This window comes from Streptomyces sp. SP18BB07, from assembly GCF_036322545.1.
Classification (GTDB): Bacteria; Actinomycetota; Actinomycetes; order Streptomycetales; family Streptomycetaceae; genus Streptomyces; species Streptomyces deccanensis.
This window is the reverse complement of record NZ_JAQYWT010000155.1, coordinates 1-20,002: the sequence shown is the minus strand read 5'-3', so window position 1 is coordinate 20,002 and position 20,002 is coordinate 1. Positions and strand designations below refer to the sequence as shown.

The following is a 20,002-nucleotide window of genomic DNA, read 5'->3' as shown; positions in this document are numbered from 1 at the left end:
CGTGCTGTGACGAGAAGTGCCTCTTGAGGTGTTGACAGCTGTCCGTCTTGTTCCTACCTTCACTTCACGCGAACCGGTTCGACGACCGGGAAGCGAATCCTCCTCATCCTCCTCAATACCCGACCGGCCCACGCGGCTCGGCGGCTCCGCTACCGTGGAGCGCCGAACCGGTTCGAGCAAGGAGTCCTCCGTGAACATCGGTGAGATCGCCCGGCGAGCCGGTGTCTCGCGGAGCACCGTGTCCTACGCGCTGAGCGGCAAACGCCCCGTGTCGGACGACACCCGCCGGAAGATCCAGCAGGTCATCGACGAGCTGGACTACCGGCCCAACGCCAGCGCCCGCGCTCTGGCCAACGGTCGGACCAACACGATCGGCCTGGTCTTCCCACCGGCCGGAAACCACTACACGGGCATGCAGCTGGACTTCATCGGCAGCGTGGTGGAGGCCGCCGCGGCCCACGACTACGACGTACTGCTGTCGCCCAGCGGCGTCGACAGCGACCGTTCCTTCCAACGCTTGCTGGGGGAGCGGCGGGTCGACGGCGCGATCCTGATGGAGATCAGGCTGGAGGACGACCGGGTCGATCACCTGGCCGACCTGGACTTCCCCTCCGTCGCCATCGGCCGCACCGCACGGCCGGAGGGCGGCTGGTGGGTGGGCCTGGACCACACCGCGCTGGCGGAGGCGTGCGTCCACCACCTCGCGGACCTCGGCCACCGCAGGGTCGCCTTCGTCAACCGGCCCGAGCAGCTCCTGCGGGCCGGGTACGAGTCCGCGCACCGGGGGCTGGAGGGCTTCACCAAGGCCGCGGCCGAGCGGGGCCTGACCGTCCGGTCGTACACCTGCGGGGACGACGCCGGCTCCGGGCAGGCGTGCCTGGAGCGGATCCTCCGGGACGACCCGGCGACCACGGGCCTGGTCACGCTGAACGAGGCGGCACTGGGCGGCCTCTACCGGGGGCTGGCCCGCGCCGGCCGCCATGTGCCACGCGACTTCTCCGTCACCGGGGTGGTCGCCGGCCGGTGGGCGGAGACGGTGACCCCGCAGCTCACCGCGGCGGACGTACCGGCGGAGGAGATGGGCCGTCTCGCCGTCGACCTCCTCGTCGAACGGCTGGACGCCCCCGACGCGACGCCCCGCAGCCACCTGCTCGTACCGCCGATCTCCCTGCGCGCCAGCACCGGCCCCGCCCTCGGCCCCACCTGAAGCCGAACCCCGACCTCCCGCCCGCCACAGACTCTGACCTCCCGCCCGCCACAGACTCTGATCTCCCGCCCGCCACAGACTCTGATCTCCCGCCTGCCGCAGGCCCCGACCTCCCGCCACGCCGGCCTCCTGACCTGCCGAAGGCCTGCACCTCCTGACCGGCCCAGGGCGTCAACCTCCTGACGCACCGAAGGCCCCACCGGCCCCACCGCCGCTGTTCGGCGTACCCCGGTTCCCCCCGTCATCCCTCCCTCTCACGGCACACCCATGCCAGAAACTAAGGAACCCGCCATGCACAGCACCTCCAGACAGCGCCGTCTGACCGCCGCCGCTCTGACGGCCCTGGCCGTGGCCGTCAGCGCCACCGCCTGCTCCTCCGGCTCGGGCAGCACCGGCGCCAAGGACGCGGACAGCGGCACGTACACCGTCTGGGACCCGTACCCGCAGTTCGCCAAGGGCTCGGCCTGGACGAAGCTGCTGGACAAGTGCGGCACCGACGCGGGCGTGAAGATCAAGCGGACCGGCTTCGACACCAGCGACCTGCCCAACAAGACCCTGCTGGCGGCCCAGCAGGGCAACTCCCCGGACGTCCTCATCGTCGACAACCCGGTGGTCTCGACCCTGGCCGAGGCGGGCGTGCTCACCACGACCGACGACAACAAGCTCGACACCTCGGCGATGGACCCCAACCTGCTCGCGGCCGGCCAGTCCGGCGGCAAGACCTACGGCATGCCGATCGGCGCCAACACCCTCGCCCTCTACTACAACAAGGAGGTGCTGAAGAAGGCGGGCGTAGACATCGCCTCGGTCAAGGACTGGAAGTCGCTGACGGCGGCGCTGGCGAAGGTCAAGAAGGCCGGCAAGAAGGGGATCACCTTCTCGGCGATCGGCACGGAGGAGGGCAGCTTCCAGTTCCTGCCCTGGTTCTGGGGCTCGGGCGCACAGCTCACCGCACTCGACTCCGCCGAGGCCGCCTCCGCGCTGTCCCTCTGGAAGGGCTGGCTCGACAAGGGCTACGCCCCCAACTCGGTCATCAACAACACCCAGACCACCAGCTGGCAGGAGTTCGCCACCGGTGACTACGCGTTCAGCGAGAACGGCACCTGGCAGCTCGCGGGCGCCGACAAGGCCGGCTTCGACTACGGTGTGATACCCGTCCCGGCCGCCAAGGGCGGCAACGCGGCGGCCCCGACCGGCGGAGAGTTCGTGACCGTCCCGGTCCAGAAGGACGCCGCCCGCTACGCCACCTCTCAGAAGCTCGTCACGTGCCTCACCAGCACCGACAACCTCTACGACACCGACACCACCCTGTCCTACGTCGCTCCCACCACCGAAGTCCAGGACAAGCAGGTCGCGGCGAACGCCGACCTGAAGCCGTGGGTCGAGGCGGTCAAGGCGGCCAAGGGCCGCACCAGTGACGACCTGGGCACCAAGTACCCCAAGATCTCCGAGCAGATGTGGAAGGCCGTCCAGTCCGCGCTCAGCGGCGCCGAGTCGCCGAAGGACGCGCTGGCCAAGGCCCAGTCGGCCGTCAAGTAACCAAGGATTCGCGGGCCGACGATGAACGACACGAAACAGCTCTCGGACCGCCGGTCCGCGCACGACCTGAGCGGGGCGGCCACCGCCGCCCCGCCACGGGCCCGCGCGCGAGAGAGGCGCCGTCCGACCTCCTCGCAGTGGGCCGCCTGGGCCTTCCTCGCCCCGGTCACCCTCTACCTCGTCCTCTTCTACGCCTATCCCCTCTACCGCAACCTCGACCTGAGCCTGCGCGACTACACCGTCCGCTCCTTCGTCGACGGCGACGCGCCCTTCACCGGCCTGGCGAACTACCAGAAGGTCTTCGACGACCCGACCTTCGCGCCCGCCCTGCTGCACACCGTCGTCTTCACCGTCGTGTGCCTGGTCTTCCAGTACGCCATCGGCCTGGCGCTCGCGGTCTTCTTCAACCAGCACTTCCGGCTCTCCACCACGCTGCGGGCCCTGTTCCTGGTGCCCTGGCTGCTGCCGCTGATCGTGTCCGCCTCCACCTGGTCGTGGATGTTCAACAGCGACTCCGGCATCGTCAACACCGCCCTGCACGCCGTCGGCATCGGCCCGGTGAACTGGCTGACCTCACCGGACTGGTCACTGCCCTCGGTGATCATCGCGAACATCTGGATCGGCGTCCCGTTCAACCTGGTGGTGCTCTACAGCGGTCTGCAGTCCGTCCCCGGATCGCTGTACGAGGCCGCGGCCCTCGACGGGGCGAACGCCTGGCAGCGGTTCTGGCGCATCACCTTCCCCCTGCTGCGCCCGGTCTCCGCCATCACCCTGCTGCTGGGCCTCGTCTACACCCTCAAGGTCTTCGACATCATCTGGATCATGACCAAGGGCGGCCCGGCGGACTCGTCCACCACGTTCGCCACCTGGTCCTACCAACTCGGTTTCGGCAACCTCCTGCCCGCCTTCGGCCCCGGCGCGGCCGTCGGCAACCTGCTCGTGGTCGCCGCCCTGGTCTTCGGCCTGGTGTACGTCCGGGTCCAGCGAAAGCAGGCACTGTCATGACGATCGCCCAGGCGGCCCCGAGGCGGCGCCGCGGCAGCGCGGGAAAGACGGCCCTCGGCCTGCTGCTCACCGGGGTCATGCTCTTCCCGGTCTACTGGATGGTCAACGTCTCCTTCACCCGCGACCAGGACATGCGCAAGAGCCCGCCGGACCTGTTCCCGACCCACGGCACCCTGGCCGGCTACCGCACCGTGCTCGACGAGCAACTGCCCTACCTCGGCACCAGCCTCGTCGTCGCCCTCGGCACCGTCGTCCTGACCGTGGCCCTGGCCGCGCCCGCCGGATACGCCCTGGCCAAGCTGCGCCCACGCGGCGGCGGCCTGCTGAGCTTCGTCCTGCTGGCCGCCCAGATGATCCCCGGCATCATCATGGCGATGGGCTTCTACGCCATCTACCTCCAGCTCGGCCTGCTCCAGTCCGTGCCCGGCCTGATCGTCGCCGACTCCACCCTGGCGGTCCCCTTCGCGGTGCTCATCTTCACCGCGTTCATGTCCGGCATCCCCGGCGAACTGCTCCAGGCCGCGCAGATGGACGGAGCGCGGGCCCTGCGCACCTTCTGGTCGATCGTCCTGCCGATGAGCCGCAACGCCGTCGTCACGGTCTCGCTGTTCGCGTTCCTGTGGTCCTGGTCCGACTTCGTCTTCGCCAACACCCTGGTCAACGGCGGCGCCCACGAACCGATCACCCTCGGCATCTACCACTACATCGGCAACAACAACCAGGAGTGGAACGCCATCATGGCCACCGCCGTCGTGGCCTCCCTGCCCGCGGCGGTCATCCTCGTCCTCGCCCAGCGCTATGTGGCGGCCGGTGTCACCACCGGCGCCGTCAAGGACTGAGCCACCGGCAAGGACTGAGCCCCCCGACCCGCCACGACGACCGGCGCCCTCCCGCGCCGGCCGGTCGGCACCCCCTGCTCCAGAAACGAGTCACGCCACATGACCGCCGCCCGATCCGGCCCGGCCTTCTCCGTCCACGACATCCCGTTCAGCGCGTACGGATCCTGGTTCGACATCTCCCCCGTGGTGGCGGAGAAGACCTACGCCGAGGACCTCCACCTCGTCTCGCACCAGAACGGCATGCACGGCGTGCTGCGTCTGGTCCCCCTGGACCCGGCGACGGGTGACCGGGCCGAGACCCGCGTCGAGGCGGTACCGGGCCTGCTCACCTGGACCGACGGGAAGGGACGGGTCGAACTCGCCTACGAGACACCGGACACCGTACGCCTGCGGGGCAGCGGCCCGGACTTCGCCGTCCTCGCCGCCGCGCGGACCCTGACCCCGTTCAGCGGCACGTACTTCTTCCACGACCCGGCGGCGAACGCGCACGTCTTCACCTCGTACGAGACCGGCCGCCGCTACCGCGTCACCCTGCTGTCCGGCGTCCTCGCGGACGCGGTCGGTGACCAGGCCCTGGGCGGCGCCGACCGAGGTGTCACCGTGTCCGCGCGGGGGGACGGCGACTGGGAGATCGCGATCGAGGAGTTCGACACCGCCCGCCCCCCGTACGTGTCCTCGGCGCCCTTCGACGCCGTCACGGGCGCCGCACGCGCCGCCTTCGCGGACTTCGTCGACACCGTGGCCCCTTGGCGCTCGGAGGCCACCCCGGCCGCCGAACTCGCCGCCTACGTCGTCTGGTCGGCGACCGTCGCCGCGAAGGGCCTGGTCACCCGGCCGGGCGTGCTGATGTCCAAGCACTGGATGGACAAGGTCTGGAGCTGGGACCACTGCTTCAACGCCCTCGCCCTCGCGCCGGGCCGCCCCGAACTGGCCCTGGACCAGTTCCACCTGCCCTTCGACCACCAGGACGAGAGCGGCGCGCTGCCGGACTCGGTCACCCACTCCGAGGTGCTGTACAACTACGTCAAGCCGCCCATCCACGGCTGGGCCTTCGGCCATCTGCGCCGCACCCTGCCGACACCTCCGGACCGGACCGAACTCGCCCTGGCGTACGAGCGTCTGGAACGCTGGACCGACTTCTGGCTCACCGCCCGGCGTGTCCCCGGTGCCGACCTGCCCCACTACCAGCACGGCAACGACAGCGGCTGGGACAACGCCACCACCTTCGACCCCGAGCGGGTGGTCGTCACCGCCGACCTCGCCGCCTTCCTCGTCCTCCAGCTCCACGAACTCGCCTACCTGGCGAAGGAGTTGGGCAAGGAGGACGAGGCCGTACGGTGGACGCGGACGGCCGAGGAGACCCGGACCGCGCTGCTCGACCGGCTCTGGACCGGGGACAGGTTCGTCGCCCGCTCGGCCCGTACCGGGGACACCTGGAGCAGCGCCGGCCTGCTCGACCTGATGCCCATCGCGCTGGGCGAGCACCTGCCCGCCGAGGTCGCCGGCACCCTCGCCGACCACATCAAGGCCCATCTGACCCCGTACGGCCTCGCCACCGAACTGCCCACGTCCCCGCACTACCTCGCCGACGGCTACTGGCGCGGCCCGATCTGGGCCCCCGCCACCGTCCTCGTCGAGGACGGCCTGCGCCGCGCCGGCCACGAACGCCTCGCGGACGACATCAGCGCCCGCTTCCGCGCCCTGTGCGAGACCCACGGGTTCGCCGAGAACTTCGACGCCCTCACCGGCACCGGCCTGCGCGACCGCGCCTACACCTGGACCGCGAGCAGCTACCTCCTCCTCGCCCATGAACACCACCTGCGCGCGCAGGCCGCGACCGGCGACACTCCCGTCCGAACCGCGAGCTAGCACCCACCCACACGTCCGGCACGGGGGCCGGCGCAGCACAGACAAGCCCCATCCTGAAGGAACGTGAGCACATGCGAAGACTCGGGCAGAGCCGCTCGGCCTCGAGACGGCTTCTTCACGGCATCACCCGGACACTGCTTCCGCTGACCGTCCTGGCCGGCCTCACCACCGCGATCGCGGCGCCGGCCGCCGCCGCGGACCCCACCCTCACCGTCGACCTGGGCACCACCACCGGAGCCTTCCGCGGTGGCGCCTCCGGGGTGCTGTACGGCCTGTACGGCCCGGACGTGCCGACCAACAACCTCATCGAGGGGATGGGGGTGCAGACCACCAACACCAAGTACCAGGACGGACAGCAGCACCCCGGATCGGACGCCCTGGAGATCGCCGATCCGTTCGTGGACAGCGGTGGCGGGGACGTCTTCATCTACATGACGGACGTCTACCGGGCCAACTACGAGCGCACGAGCTACGCGGCCTACCAGGAGACGATGAGAACCCAGGTGGAGCAGGCGAAGGCCAGCCCCCACGCCGACCACATCGTCTTCGTCCCCTACAACGAGCCCGACCTGAACTGGTTCAGCGGCATGCGCACCAACTCCACCGCGCTGAACAACTTCAACGCGGAGTGGCGCCAGACGTACAACTTCATCAAGGGCATCTGGCCCGAGGCGCGGCTGGCGGGGCCCAACACCTCCAGCTACACCTCCTCCTCCCTCAGCGGCTTCCTGAACTACTGCAAGACCAACAACTGCCTGCCCGACGTGGTCACCTGGCACACCCTGGGCAGCCCGGCGGACGTCCGCAGCACCGTCGACTCCTACCGCGCGGTGGAGACCGCCGCCGGCATCACCTCGCCGATCACCGTCAACCTCAACGAGTACGCCCACCGCTACCATCTGACCGACCCCGGTCAGATGGTGCAGTGGATCTCGGCCATCGAGGACAAGAAGATCGACGGCAACCTGCCCTACTGGAACATCAACGGCAACCTCGGTGACTCCGCCGCCGCCCAGAACACCCCCAACGCCCAGTGGTGGCTCTACAACTGGTACAGCTCCATGAGCGGCAACACCGTCAAGGTCACCAGCTCCGGGAACAACGCCGCGTACACCCTGCAGGGCCTGGCGAGCCTGGACACGGCCAAGAAGCAGGCCCGCGTCATCCTCGCCGGGGGCGGCACCAGCGGCGCCTCCGACACGGTCATCAAGAACATCGATCCCGCGGTCTTCGGCAACACCGTGCACGTCAGTGTCTTCCAGGACCGCTACAGCGGCTACCTCGGCGCGGCGGCCACCCCGACCCGGCTCTCCGACGCCGACGTCGCCGTGGGATCCGACGGTTCGATCACCGTCCCCGTCACCCTCGACGCGATGTCCGCGTACCAGGTGATCGTCTCCCCGGGCGGCACCGGCAGCGCCACCCCCTCCGACAGCACCTGGACGGGCACGTACGAGGCCGAGAACGCCACACTCAGCGGCAGTGGCTACAACATCAACACCGAGGGCACCACCGGCAACGTCAGCAAGTTCCCCGCCTCGGGGACGAAGGACGTCGGCGGTCTGCGCACCGGCTCCACCACGGTGATCTCGTTCCCCGTCTCCGTCCCCACCACCGGCGACTACGACCTGTCCGTGTTCGGCAGCAGCTACGCCAAGGACGCCGAGGTCAAGGGCCCGACCGATGTGTACCTGCGCGTCGACGGCGGCGCCTCGAAGAGGGTCGACATCCCGGTGGGCTTCCAGTGGGTGGTGTGGGGCCACAGCGACACCACCGCGCACCTCACCGCCGGCAGCCACACCATCACCCTGGCCACCACCGGCGACAACGGCGCGAAGACCGACGGCGACGCCATCATCGACAAGATCGACCTCCGGTACCGGGACGCCGACGTCCAGGGCACCACGCTCTACGAGGCCGAGCAGGCCACCCTCTCCGACAACGGCAGCACCACCTACACCTCCCAGGGCCAGTCCGGCGCCGGCGCGGTGAACCTCACCTCCGGCAAGTCCGCGACGTTCTGGGTCTACTCCGCGCGGGACGGATACGCGGACCTGACGGCCCGCTACCGGAACACCGGCCGGGCCGGCCTCACCGTCAACGGCAGGACCGCCGACGACCAGACCCTCTCCGGCGCGACGCCCGACGCATGGTCCACCTCCACCAACCGGGTGTACCTGAAGGCCGGCATCAACAAGGTCAAGGTGACCGGCGCCGGCGGCACCCTCGCCCTGGACGACCTGGCCGTCACCCCGTTCAGCGCCACCTCGGCCGTCACCACCGGCAACGTCGTCACCTACCAGGCCGAGGACGGCACCCTCACCGGTACCGCCGACGTCTCCACCAGCTACAGCCAGGCCGACGGCGGTGTCGTCACCGGCATCTCCGACGGAACCGCCAACTCCCTCACCCTCGACGTCGACGCGCCCTCGGCCGGCACCTACGCCATGACGATGCGCTACGCCAACGCCGAGGAACTGCCCTCCAACCACTACAACCCCGACCTGTACGCCGAGCACGCCGACGTCAGCGTCAACGGCGGCGACGCCACCCGCGTCCACTTCGCCAGCACCCTGCACTGGAACCAGTTCGCCGACTACACCGCCCACGTCACCCTCAAGAAGGGCGCCAACACGGTCAAGTTCACCTCGTCACAGCTCTACGACTGGGACGGCACCACCATCGGCAAGGTGTACTCGGGCGGCGGCAGCGACATCGGACAGCCCATGCGCTCCAGCTCCGCCCCGCACCTCGACCAGGTCTCCTTCGCACCGGCGAGCCTGCACATCGGCGCCCCGGCCGCCTTCTCCTCCACCGCGGTGGCCCAGCACAGCGGGCTCTGCCTCGAGAACCCCGCCAAGTCCACCGCGGACGGCACCCAGTACCGGCAGAACACCTGCGGAAGCGGCGAGGAGCAGGTCTTCGACTTCCACCGTGTCTCCGGCACGACCGACACCTACACCGTCGTCAACCACTCCAGCGGCAAGTGCCTGGACGTCGCGGGCATCTCGACGGCCAACGGCGCCGCCGTCCAGCAGTGGACCTGCCACGGCGGCAACAACCAGCGGTTCAGACTGGCGGCGGTGACCGCGCTCGGCAACAGCCACGACTACCAGCTCGTCGCCGTCCACAGCGGCAAGTGCGTCGACGTCAGCACCATCTCGACCGCACCCGGCGCCCTCGTCCATCAGTGGCCGTGCGACACGGGGAGCACCCTGACCACCAAGAAGAACCAGATCTGGAGGCTCACCGGCAAGGACTGACCACACGTCACCCCAGCTGAGCGGAATCGCCGCCGCACCCGATTCGGACGGGGCGCGGCGGCATCCGCGGCAGCATGTTGTCGCGGCCGGGACGGGCATCACTCCGACGCGTGCGTAAGCGGGTGTGGGGCGCCGGCCTCGGCAGCGGCGATGACGTCCTGCTCGCGGCTCGCGTTCATGACGGCCGATTGATCTTGTCGATCAGCGCGGCGAGTTCCTCGCGCTCCTCGATGGTCAGGTCGGTCAGCGGCGGTCTGACCCGCCCGCCGTCGCGCCCGACGGCGGTGAGGCCCGCTTTGACGATGGAGACCGCGTAGCCTCGGGCACGGTTGCGGATGTCGATGTAGGGGATGATGAAGTCGTTGATCATCCCGTAGACGGAGTCCCTGTCCTGGGCGCGGACCGCCGCGAAGAACCGCAGGGCGAACTGCGGGACGAAGTTGTAGATCGCCGAGGAGTAGGTGTTCACGCCCAGCTGCAGCAGGGGCAGGGCGAAGGTCTCGGCCGTCGGCAGGCCGCCGATGTAGATGAGCCTGTCGCCGACCTTGGCGTATGTGCGGGTCATGCGCTCGATGTCGCCGACGCCGTCCTTCAGGCCGATGAGGTTGGGGTTGCGCTCCGCGAGTTCGGCGACTGTGTCGTCCTCCAGCACCGCGTTGGCCCGGCTGTAGACGATGACACCGAGGTCGGTCACCCGGCAGACAGCGCTGATGTGCGCGATGAGTCCGGCCTGGCTGGCCTCGGTGAGGTAGGGCGGCATCAGCAGGATGCCGGCCGCGCCGGCGTGCTGCGCGGCGACGGCTTGAGCGGTCGCCTGGGCGGTGCCGCCGGTGGCCGGGGCGATGACCGGAACACGGGATCCGACCTCGTCGACGGCGCTGCGCACGACGTCGTCGATCTCCTGCGAGGTGAGCGAGAAACCCTCGCCGGTGCCGCCGGCGGCGAACAGCCCGGCGACGTCGAAGTCGGCTTGCCATGCGAGATGGTCGCGATACCTGGTCTCGTCGAAGGAGCCCTGGTCATCGAAGTGCGTCACAGGGAAGGAGAGCAGGCCGGTGGTCAATTGACGGGCGAGTCCAGCAGGGGGAGTCAGCGTCACCCCGCCACGTTAGGAGCGGCCATGATGCTTGTCCAAGAGTGTTCACGCATTGTGTGATGCCGCTGCGGTATCGGTCTCCTCACCGGCACGGGGCGAAACCACCGGCCCGCTCGGGTGTTCCCGCGGTTCCAGGTCCTCGAGCACGGCCAGCACCTGCGCGAGGGCGGGATTGCGCGATTGCCGCGGCCACAACAGATGCAGCTCCACCGGTCGGGGCACATGCGTGGCCAGCGGGACGAACGCGACATGGGGAATGCGGAGCAAGGTGGCGGAGGCGGGCACGAAGGCGACACCCCGCCCGGCGGAGACCAGCCACAGCATCGTGAGGATCTGGCTCACGCTGTGCACCACCCGTTCCTGGGCCAGCGGGACCATGCTGACCATCAGGTCGTGGAAGTACCGCGCCTTGCGCTGCGAGTGGAAGATCAGCGGTTCGCCGGCCAGGTCGTCGGCGCGAGCGGGCCGGTCCAGGCCGGCCAGCCGGTGGCCGTCGAACACCGCGAGCAACAGCGCCTCCTGCTGGATCAGGCGCGAGTCGAAGAGTTCGGAGTCGAACGGCGGACGGGCGAGCCCGAGGTCGATGTCCTCGCCGGCGAGGGCGTCGATCTGCTCGCGCGTCACCATCTCGAACAGCTCGATGCGGACCTCCGGCAGGCTCTGCTCCAGCCGGTTGAGGATGCGGCCGAGCGTGCCGAAGGTCGACGCGGCGGTGAAGCCGAGCCGCACCACGCCACGGGAACCCGAGTGGATACGGCGGGCCAGGTCCGGGGCGGCCTCGGCGATCGCCAGGATGCGCCTGGCCTCGACCAGGAACGCCGCACCGGCCGGCGTGAGAGCCACATGCTGCTTGTCCCGCTCGAGGAGCTGTACGGCAACGGCCGCTTCGAGCTTCTGGATCTGACGGCTCAGCGGCGGCTGGGTCATGCACAGTCGTGCCGCCGCCCGGCCGAAGTGAAGTTCCTCGGCAACGGCGACGAATCCCCGTAATTGCCCCAAGGTATACGTCATGCAAAAAAGGTATCACCCCATGCGCTAACGGAGTTGGACAGGCATGACGGGCGGTCATAGGCTGCGCGACACCGTGGAACCGAGACCCATGTCACATCTCCGCCCAACTCGCTTGAGGGAGACGCTCATGCACACCAGGCTTCGGCTTCACCGCCGCATAGCCGCGGTCGCCGCGTTCGCCGCCGTGATCGCGCTGCCCGGCTGCGGTGGCAACGTCGGAGATGAGGGGTCCAAGGACGACAGCTCGTTCCCGGACAGAGCCATCACCCTGCTCGTCGGTCAGGACCCCGGCGGCAGCACCGACCTCATCGCCCGCGCGGCCGCCGAGCCCGCCGGCGCCGACCTCGAAGAGAACATCACGGTCGTCAACAAGCCCGGCGCCAACGGCGCTGTCGCCGCCAAGGAACTGGCCGGCGCCAAGCCCGACGGCCACACCATCATGCTCTTCGTGGGCTCGCTGGCCTACATCACGCCCTTGGCCGTATCCGCCGACGAAGCCGTCGACATCAACGACTACGAAGTCGTCACCGGTCTGTCCCAGGACGACTATGTCCTGGTCGCCAGCCCCAAGTCCGGTTTCAAGACGGTCAAGGACATCGTCGACGCCGACCGCTCGGTCAAGTACGGCACGACCGGCGTCGGCACGGGCAGCCACCTCAGCCAGGCGCTGCTGTTCTCCCAGGCGAAGGTGAAGGCGACCGCCGTGCCGTTCGACGGCGGAGCACCCACACTCACCGCCCTCCTGGGCGGTCAGGTCGATGTCGCCTCGATCCAACTCGGTGAGGCCCAGCCCCAGATCAAGGCCGGGAAGATCACCCCCCTCGTCACCTTCGCGGAGAAGCGGCCCACGTACATGGCCGACATCCCCACCGCGGTCGAGGCCGGCTACGACGTCCCGGTGCAGCAGTCGCGTGCCGTCGTCGCCCCGAAGGGCACTCCCAAGGAGGTTGTCGACCGGCTGCGGACGGCGTTCCGCAAGGCGTTCGAGGACAAGAAGTACCAGGACTTCAACACTCAGCGGCTCCTCACACCCAGCGAGGTCGAGGGCACCGAGCTGCTCAAGCAGTGGACGGGTTCGCTGGAGAAGTACCGTGCTCTCGTCGACGAGTACCAGATCGACATGAGCGGGAACTGAGGACCATGTCCACCGAGAACCCGTCGACCGAGAGCCCGTCGACCGAGAGCCCGTCGACCGCCGACGAACCCTCCGACGACACCCGGCCGCCGACAGCGGGCACGGTGACCAACCTCGTCACGGCCGCAGTCGTCGTGGTTCTCGGTGGCGCGGCGCTCGCCGGAGCGCTGAGCCTGGGCACAGGCAGCCCCTCGAAACCCGGGCCCGGCACCTGGCCGGCCCTGGTGAGCGCGGCACTGATCGTTCTCGGCGTGCTCCTGGCCGCCGCTGCCCGACGCATGGACGACGCCGAGCAGTTCACCCGCACCAGCCTCCTGGTGATCGTGGCGGTCGGGACCATGGTGGCCTACGTAGCGGTCATCGGCGTGATCGGCTTCGAGATCCCCACGGCCCTGTTGGCCTTCTTCTGGCTACGGATCCTGGGCCGGGAGAGCCCGCGGATCTCCATCGTCGTCAGCCTCGCCGCCACCTGCGCGTTCTACGCCCTGTTCGTCGGCGCGCTGAAGGTCACCATCCCGCACCTGTTCTGATCGCGTGACCGCACACCACCACACGTTGGGGAGGATGGTTGGACGTGTCCCCCGTGCTCGACGGCTTTGCCGTCGTCCTCGAGCCGACCAATCTGTTGTACTGCCTTGTCGGTGTCGTCATCGGCATGCTGATCGGTGTCCTGCCCGGTCTGGGACCGGCCGCCACCATAGCCATTCTGCTTCCGATCACCCTGGGCCTCGAACCCGTCACCGCGATCATCATGGTGGCGGGCATCTTCTACGGAGCCCAGTACGGCGGCACCATCACCTCCGTACTGCTGCGCCTACCTGGTGAAGCATCCTCCGTCGTCACCGTCTTCGACGGCCACGCCCTCGCACGCCAGGGCAAGGCCGGCACCGCCCTGGGCATCGCCGCCATCGGCTCCTTCGTCGGCGGCACCCTCGCCATCGTCGCCCTCAGCCTGGTCGCCCCCCTGGTCGCCGAATTCGCCCTGGACTTCGGACCACCCGAATACACGTTGCTGGCGCTGCTCGGCATCCTGCTGGTGGCCACCGTCTCAGGCGGCGGCCTGCTCAAAGCCCTCATCGCCGCCGCCCTCGGCCTGCTGCTCGCCACCGTCGGCCGAGACGGCTTCACCAGCGCCGAACGGTTCACCTTCGACAGCCTGTCGCTCGCGGACGGCCTGGATTTCGTCCCCATCGCCATGGGCCTCTTCGGCCTGGGCGAGATCCTCCACACCCTGGAAGAACGCCACCGCGCAGTCCACGCACCGACCAAGGTCGCCAACGTCTGGCCCAGCCGCTCCGACCTGCGCCAGTCCTCCGGCGCGATCGGCAGGGGCGGCGTCATCGGCTTCGTCCTCGGCATTCTCCCCGGTGGCGGCGCGGTCCTCGCCTCGCTCGCCGCCTACGCCCTGGAAAAACGCCGATCACGCACCCCGGAGCGCTTCGGCCGTGGTGCCGTCGAAGGTGTCGCCGCACCCGAGACCGCCAACAACGCGGCCGCCACATCCTCGTTCATCCCGCTGCTGTCCCTCGGCATACCCGCCAACGCCACCATGGCGGTCATCTTCGGCGCCCTCCTGATCCAGGGCGTCACCCCCGGCCCTCAACTCGTCACCGAGCAACCCGAGTTGTTCTGGGGCGTGGTGAACTCGATGTACCTCGGGAACATCCTTCTGCTCATCATGAGCATCCCGCTCGTAGGACTGTTCGTACGCATCCTGCGCATACGCCCGACCATCCTCGCCCCCATCACCGTCCTCATCACCCTCATCGGCGCCTACACCGTCAACAACAGCGTCTTCGACATCGGACTCGTGGTCTTCTTCGGCGTCCTCGGATACCTCATGAAGAAACTCGGATTCGACCCGGGCCCACTTGTCCTCGCCTTCGTCCTCGGATCACTCCTGGAAAGCTCACTGCGCCGCTCACTGCTGCTCTTCGAAGGCAACCCCGGCGGCTTCCTCACCCGCCCGATCTCGGGAACGCTGTTCGCGCTCTTCCTCGCCGTCGCGCTGGTGCCGACCGCCCGGGCGATCCGGCGCAACCGCAGAACCGACCACCGACACAGCAAGGAACCGGTATGACCGTCCACGTCGGCCACCTGCCCCCCGTCACCGTCTTGGTGACACGGTCGCGCCTGCGCCCTCGGAGGTCCAAGGTTCCCCTGACGGTGGTCGAACCCCAGTAACACGTGGTCACTGTGCTGCTCGACAGCTCGACAGCTCGACAGCTCGACAGCTCGGCGGCAGCAGCAGCGCGGCGGCCACCGCATGCGGTAGGGCCCGTCGCCAACAGACGGTCTCGTCGGAGGCATTCGCGATCCAGAAGCAGCACGACAGGCCGTGAACGGTTCAGACAGATGTCCGGCTGGTAAGGCCCAGCGGTTCACCTGTCTGGAGAACCGGCCGCTCGTCGGGATCTGGGGCAGGGCCAGCCAGTGCGTCGGCACCATGTACGCCGGCAGGAGCTCCCGGAGCTCCGCACGCAGGTGTGCGGGATCGCGCTCGCTGCCCTGTTCCGGCGTGTAGGCGACGCATATCCTGCGGCCTTCGACACCTGGCACGGGAATCGCCACCGCCGCCGCCTGGGCGATGCCGGTCAGGGAGCTCACCGCGAGGCCGACCTCGTCGAGCTCGATCCGGTATCCCCGTGACTTGATCTGACGGTCCTTGCGTCCTCGGAAGGACAGCAGCCCCGACGCGTCGGCGCGACCGAGATCTCCCGTCCGGTACCACCGGGTGCCGGACCCGGGAGGATGCTCGAAGAAGGCTTCCGCAGTGGTCTGCGGGTCGTGCCAGTACCCGGGGCTCAGCCCCGGGCCGCTGATGCAGATCTCCCCGGTGACGTCGGCGCCGGCCGGTTCGCCGCCGGTGAAGACGGCCACCCGCTCACCGGGGATCGCCCTGCCGATGGGAACGGTCTGCCCGTCCATCGGTGCCGCGGTGACCGTGTGACAGGTGCTGGCCACCGTCGCCTCGGTGGGGCCGTACATGTTGGTGAACCGCACGTGCGGGAGCCGGCGCATCCAGTGGCGCAGCGTGTCGACGGGCAGTTCGTCACCGCACCACATGACTCTGCGCAGCTCGGGGAAGTCGCCCTGGCCGACCGCGTCCCGCAGCCGCAGTGACGTCAGGACGGACGGGACCGAGCACCACTGTGTGAGCCGGGCGTCACGGATGAACCGCGCGACCCTCTCCGGCACCAGTCGGTCCCGCTCCGGGACCAGCATCAGATGGGCTCCCGAGGTCAGCGTGGCGTAGATGTCCAGGACCGACAGGTCGAAGTGGAACGCCGGGTGGCCGGAAATCCGGTCCCCCGCGCCGATCGAGAAGTGCTCCCCGGCCCAGCCGGCGAAGTGCTCGACCCCGCGATGAGTGACCGGCACACCCTTGGGAACACCGGTCGAGCCCGACGTGAACATGATGTACGCCAGCCCGCTGGGAGCCAGACGTACCGGGCCGAGGCTCCCGTCGGCGGCCTCCACTTCCTTCCAGGAGACGTCGCGCTCCCGTACCTGGGATTCGTCGACGTGGCCCAGCCACAGCACCCGCGGAGTGTCGCCGCCCCCCGTCAGCCCGCACCGTTCCACCGCGTCGGAACACGAAGGATGCGCGATGATCCACGTCGGCGAGGAGCGGCGCACCACACCACTGAGCCGGGCGACCGGCCCGTCGGCGTCGATCGGCACGTAGACGGCCCCGCACTTCAGGACCGCCAGCATGGCCGCGACCGCCGCGCCGCACCGGGGCACCAGCAGACAAACCCGGTCGTCGGCCTCGAGCCCCTGAGCCAGCAGCGTCCGCGCGAGGCGGTTGCTCAGCCCGTCCAGGTCGGCGTACGTGTACGTCCCATGCTCATCCGTGACCGCCGGGGCCTGCGGCGACTCGTGGACACGCGCGAGGACGAGGCGGTGAACTCCCTGACCCAGCTCCGGCATCGGTCTCCCGTTCCTTCTCCCGGTTTTCGCACAGGAGACAACGTGTGGGGAGACGCGTCGGCGCGGCAGCCGCGAGCGGCCGCGCCATCGCCGTGGACGGAACGGCATAGCCGGAAGAGGCCGTTGAAATGTCCGAGCAGCGATGAGTACCTTCGTCGCCGGTTGGCCTTGTCCCACACCTTGCCCCACACCTGGTCCCCCCTACGCACTCATGTGAGGTCTCCTTGACGGTCCGCGCGGAGCAGTTACCGGTTCAGGTGCGGGGCTGCCGCTCGCGCTCGGGACCGCTGACCTACGGACAGGCGTACATCTGGAATTCGATCCGCAGTCAGGCCCTTGAGGACCAGCACAACTTCCACATGAACATCGCGCTGCCGCCGCACTCGACGCCGGCGGACGTCCGCCACGCCCTGTCCGTGCTGTTGTCCGCGCACGAGTCGCTGCGTGCCACGTTGCGTCCGGAACCGAGCGGACCACCGTCCCAGGTCGTGGCCGGCGACGGGGAGCTGCCCCTCACCGTGGTGGAGAGCGACCATCCGGGGCCGGCCGCCCTGGCGGAGCTCAGGGAGTTGGTGACGGGTCAGGGTTTCGACCACTACCGCGAGTGGCCGATCCGCGTGGGTGTCCTCTGTTCCGGGCGGCGCGCGCACTGGCTTGTGCTCATGCTCTCCCACCTTGCCTCGGACGCGTCCGGAGCCCGGATCCTGCGCCGGCACCTGCTCAGTGTGCTGGACGGTGCCCCGGACGCCGACGGCATCGACCTCTCCTGCCGCCAGCCCCTGGAGCAGGCAGCGCATGAGAGGTCACCGGACGGTGCCCGGGGCGCCCGGCGTGCCCTGGACTACTGGCGGCACCAGCTCCAGGAGGTTCCGGTCTTCGACCGTCCGGCGGTGGAGCCCGGGCAACCACGGTTCTGGCAGGGGCTGTTGGAGTCGCCGGGTCTGGGACGGGCTGCTCCGGCGCTCGCGGAACGGGCGGGCATCAGCACATACTCCGTGCTCACGGCCGCAGTGGCACTGGTGCTCGGCCGACTCGCAGGACGGGACCGATACTGCCTGGCCGTCATGTGCAGCAACCGGCACACGCCCGCGCTGCGGGACTCCGTGATGAACCTCCCCCAGAGGGTGCCCCTGACGGTCGATCTCACCGGTTCCTTCACCGACATCGCCCGCAGGGCGCACACGGCCGCGCTGAACGGCTACCGGTTCGGCATGTACGACCCCGCCGCTGCACGCGCACTGATCAGCTCGGTCGGCGAGCAACGAGGTGGGGTCCTGGATTTCGCAACCACCTTCAACGCGCTCAAACCCCTCTGGCGCGACGAGGAGCAGGCCGGCCGGCCCCCGGCGTCGGCGAGCTCGTTCCACTGGATACGGAAGACCGCGACGGACATCGAGCGCCTCCGCTTCGCCGACTACTTCGCGCCGGACCGTATCGCCCTGTACGCGGACACCAGCTACTACCCGCTGACCGAGATCGAGTCCTGCCTCAGGGACGTCGAACGTACGGTGGTCCAGGCAGAGGTGGCGTGATGGCGTCCTCGTCCGGAATCCTCTCGGCCGGGCTGCGGCGGCTTCGCTCCGCGGAGACCGCGGCCATCGGACGGCTCGCCGGGCCCATGGCACTCGTCGAGGTCGTCGACTACCTGGTCCTGCTCGGAACGGTCGCGCTCATGGCGCGGATGGAGGGCGACGCCCTCTACGTGAGGTCTCTGTACCAGCCCATCGGCGGCGTGCTCGTGGCGATCGCCGTGGGCTTCGCCGTCAGCAACCAGGTGTCGGCGTCGATCAACCGGGGACGGGAGCGTCCGCAGGACGTCATGGCCGCCTGCGGGGGATTCGCCCGCGTGTGGGCCGGGACCGGCCTCATCCTGGCCCTGGCGCTCGGGCTGGGCGCTCCCGCGCTGGCGGATCTGTTCGGCGTCACCGGCTCGGTGCGGCACAGCTTCGTGGTGTTCCTGCGCTGGACCGCACTCGCGGAACTGTGCGTGATCGGCCCGTCCCTGTGCGCCTCCGCCCTCCGCGGATTCGGCCGTATCGGACTGGCCACGGTCATCACTCTGACGGTGGCCGGCGTCCGGATCTCCTGTGTGGCCGGGCTGGGCCTCGGCACCGGAATGGGCCTGTGGAGTGTCCCCGTCGGCGCGGCGTCGGCCGGTTGCATCGGCCTCGCGCTCGGCCTGACGATGCTGCGCCGGACCGAGCTCTGGCATCCGCGCCGGTTGCGCCTGTGGCAGTCCGAGGTGTGGGGGCTCGTGCGCGGAGTGGGGCTTCCCGTCGCGGGCACGCTGCTGCTCATCGCCGGCTACAACGGGGCGATGCTCTGGGTCCTCAGGGATTTCGACCCCGAGATCATCGCCGGGTTCTCCGTGGCCGTCATGCTCCAGGGGCTCGCGTTGCTGCCCGGCATGGCACTGGGCTCCGCCACGGCGGTCGTCGTGAACCAGCGCCGTGGTGCCGGCCTCTGGGAGCGCGTCGACACCGTGGTGCGCGACGGTCTGTTGCTGTCCGCGGCGCTGTACCTGGTGCTCGGCGGCACCATCTGGCTGGTGCGTGACCAACTGTCCGAAACGATAACCGGCAGCCCGGGCATCGCCACCGCAACAGCGCACTACCTGGGGACGGTCGCGCTGACGTACGCCATCCAGGGCCCGGTGCTCACCGCGCTCACACTCATGGAGCAGACCGGCGGAGGCTACTTCGCCATCGTGCTCAACGCCGTGTACTTCGGGCTGGTCGCGGTGGCGGGAAAGCTCGCGGTGGAGGCCTCGGGAAACGCGCAGGCTCTGTACGACACCGTCGCGATCTCCAACGCCCTCGGTGCCTGCGTCGTGGTGATCGCGCTGCGCTACGCCGCCCGTATGCGCCGAGCCGCCGTGGCGCCGTAGGGCAGTAGGGCAAGCAGGGCAGCAGGGCAGTTTCGAGCTCGCCCACGGCCTTCCGCGACGGGGTCTGTCAAACGAGCGGCCCTGTCTCACATTCGGTGGTGACGGAGCGTGCTGTTATCCGAGGAGGATGCGGTGCCGGAGCAGGGTGAAGCCTGCTCGTCCGTGCATCTGGCGCGCGATCCGTTTGGTCTTGGTGTTGACGCCCTCAGTGGGGCCGT

13 protein-coding genes and 1 pseudogene are annotated in these 20,002 nt (G+C 69.3%); 11 read left to right on the top strand and 3 right to left on the bottom strand.

Annotated features, from left to right (window positions below; all coding sequences use genetic code 11):
* Nucleotides 1–190 precede the first annotated feature (190 nt).
* The 6 genes from PUR53_RS01035 to PUR53_RS01010 all read left to right on the top strand — a co-directional run bounded on the left by PUR53_RS01035 (nt 191) and on the right by PUR53_RS01010 (nt 9,722).
* Nucleotides 191–1,207, top strand: coding sequence for a LacI family DNA-binding transcriptional regulator (locus PUR53_RS01035; protein WP_329907059.1), 1,017 nt, complete (start codon nt 191–193; stop codon nt 1,205–1,207).
* Nucleotides 1,208–1,498: 291 nt separating this feature from the next.
* Entirely contained in the window at nt 1,499–2,746 is a 1,248-nt protein-coding gene (locus tag PUR53_RS01030; RefSeq protein ID WP_329896000.1) for a sugar ABC transporter substrate-binding protein, read from the top strand.
* Nucleotides 2,747–2,767: 21 nt separating this feature from the next.
* Nucleotides 2,768–3,751, top strand: coding sequence for a carbohydrate ABC transporter permease (locus PUR53_RS01025; RefSeq protein ID WP_329896001.1), 984 nt, complete (start codon nt 2,768–2,770; stop codon nt 3,749–3,751).
* Nucleotides 3,748–4,590 carry a carbohydrate ABC transporter permease gene (locus tag PUR53_RS01020; RefSeq protein ID WP_329907058.1) on the top strand — a complete coding sequence of 281 codons (843 nt, stop codon included), beginning with the start codon at nt 3,748–3,750 and terminating at the stop codon, nt 4,588–4,590. The genes PUR53_RS01025 and PUR53_RS01020 overlap by 4 nt, the downstream gene beginning before the upstream one ends.
* A 99-nt stretch (nt 4,591–4,689) precedes the next feature.
* Entirely contained in the window at nt 4,690–6,459 is a 1,770-nt protein-coding gene (locus PUR53_RS01015) for an amylo-alpha-1,6-glucosidase (protein ID WP_329907057.1), read from the top strand.
* 71 nt (nt 6,460–6,530) lie between these two features.
* Nucleotides 6,531–9,722: an RICIN domain-containing protein gene (locus PUR53_RS01010; RefSeq protein WP_329907056.1), complete on the top strand. Its 3,192-nt coding sequence runs from the start codon at nt 6,531–6,533 to the stop codon at nt 9,720–9,722.
* A 175-nt stretch (nt 9,723–9,897) separates the two neighbouring features.
* Here PUR53_RS01010 and kdgD read toward each other — a convergent pair whose 3' ends face one another.
* Together kdgD and PUR53_RS01000 are read right to left on the bottom strand one after the other, a co-directional pair.
* On the bottom strand, nt 9,898–10,821 hold the full coding sequence (gene kdgD / locus PUR53_RS01005) for a 5-dehydro-4-deoxyglucarate dehydratase (protein ID WP_329907055.1): 924 nt from the start codon (nt 10,819–10,821) through the stop codon (nt 9,898–9,900).
* Between the two features lie 42 nt (nt 10,822–10,863).
* On the bottom strand, nt 10,864–11,829 hold the full coding sequence (locus PUR53_RS01000) for a LysR family transcriptional regulator (protein WP_329907054.1): 966 nt from the start codon (nt 11,827–11,829) through the stop codon (nt 10,864–10,866).
* Between the two features lie 127 nt (nt 11,830–11,956).
* Between PUR53_RS01000 and PUR53_RS00995 the strand changes: the two genes are divergently transcribed.
* Genes PUR53_RS00995 through PUR53_RS00985 form a run of 3 tightly spaced genes read left to right on the top strand, consistent with a single transcriptional unit; the run spans nt 11,957 to nt 15,044 of the window.
* Nucleotides 11,957–12,964, top strand: a complete 1,008-nt coding sequence (locus tag PUR53_RS00995) for a tripartite tricarboxylate transporter substrate binding protein (RefSeq protein WP_329896007.1) — start codon at nt 11,957–11,959, stop codon at nt 12,962–12,964.
* A 5-nt stretch (nt 12,965–12,969) separates the two neighbouring features.
* A complete protein-coding gene (locus tag PUR53_RS00990; RefSeq protein WP_329907053.1) occupies nt 12,970–13,494 on the top strand; it encodes a tripartite tricarboxylate transporter TctB family protein in 525 nt (174 codons plus the stop codon).
* A gap of 44 nt (nt 13,495–13,538) precedes the next feature.
* Complete coding sequence (locus PUR53_RS00985; RefSeq protein WP_329896009.1) at nt 13,539–15,044, top strand: tripartite tricarboxylate transporter permease; 1,506 nt, start codon at nt 13,539–13,541, stop codon at nt 15,042–15,044.
* Between the two features lie 338 nt (nt 15,045–15,382).
* Here the strand turns inward: PUR53_RS00985 and PUR53_RS00980 are convergent.
* A pseudogene (locus tag PUR53_RS00980) lies at nt 15,383–16,897 on the bottom strand (amino acid adenylation domain-containing protein); the annotation flags it as partial.
* 224 nt (nt 16,898–17,121) lie between these two features.
* Between PUR53_RS00980 and PUR53_RS00975 the strand changes: the two are divergent.
* Together PUR53_RS00975 and PUR53_RS00970 are read left to right on the top strand one after the other, a co-directional pair.
* Nucleotides 17,122–18,429 (top strand): condensation domain-containing protein, encoded by a 1,308-nt coding sequence (locus tag PUR53_RS00975; RefSeq protein ID WP_329907052.1) that lies wholly within the window; start codon nt 17,122–17,124, stop codon nt 18,427–18,429.
* Entirely contained in the window at nt 18,429–19,784 is a 1,356-nt protein-coding gene (locus PUR53_RS00970) for an MATE family efflux transporter (protein WP_329907051.1), read from the top strand. Before PUR53_RS00975 ends, PUR53_RS00970 begins: the two co-directional genes overlap by 1 nt.
* Nucleotides 19,785–20,002 lie beyond the last annotated feature (218 nt).

Excerpts from the sequence above, each read along its gene's own strand:
- PUR53_RS01030 (WP_329896000.1), top strand. The coding sequence starts at position 1,499 with ATGCACAGCACCTCCAGACAGCGCCGTCTGACCGCCGCCGCTCTGACG.
- PUR53_RS01025 (WP_329896001.1), top strand. The coding sequence starts at position 2,768 with ATGAACGACACGAAACAGCTCTCGGACCGCCGGTCCGCGCACGACCTG.
- PUR53_RS01020 (WP_329907058.1), top strand. The coding sequence starts at position 3,748 with ATGACGATCGCCCAGGCGGCCCCGAGGCGGCGCCGCGGCAGCGCGGGA.
- PUR53_RS01015 (WP_329907057.1), top strand. The coding sequence starts at position 4,690 with ATGACCGCCGCCCGATCCGGCCCGGCCTTCTCCGTCCACGACATCCCG.
- PUR53_RS01010 (WP_329907056.1), top strand. The coding sequence starts at position 6,531 with ATGCGAAGACTCGGGCAGAGCCGCTCGGCCTCGAGACGGCTTCTTCAC.
- PUR53_RS01000 (WP_329907054.1), bottom strand. The coding sequence starts at position 11,829 with ATGACGTATACCTTGGGGCAATTACGGGGATTCGTCGCCGTTGCCGAG.
- PUR53_RS00995 (WP_329896007.1), top strand. The coding sequence starts at position 11,957 with ATGCACACCAGGCTTCGGCTTCACCGCCGCATAGCCGCGGTCGCCGCG.
- PUR53_RS00990 (WP_329907053.1), top strand. The coding sequence starts at position 12,970 with ATGTCCACCGAGAACCCGTCGACCGAGAGCCCGTCGACCGAGAGCCCG.
- PUR53_RS00970 (WP_329907051.1), top strand. The coding sequence starts at position 18,429 with ATGGCGTCCTCGTCCGGAATCCTCTCGGCCGGGCTGCGGCGGCTTCGC.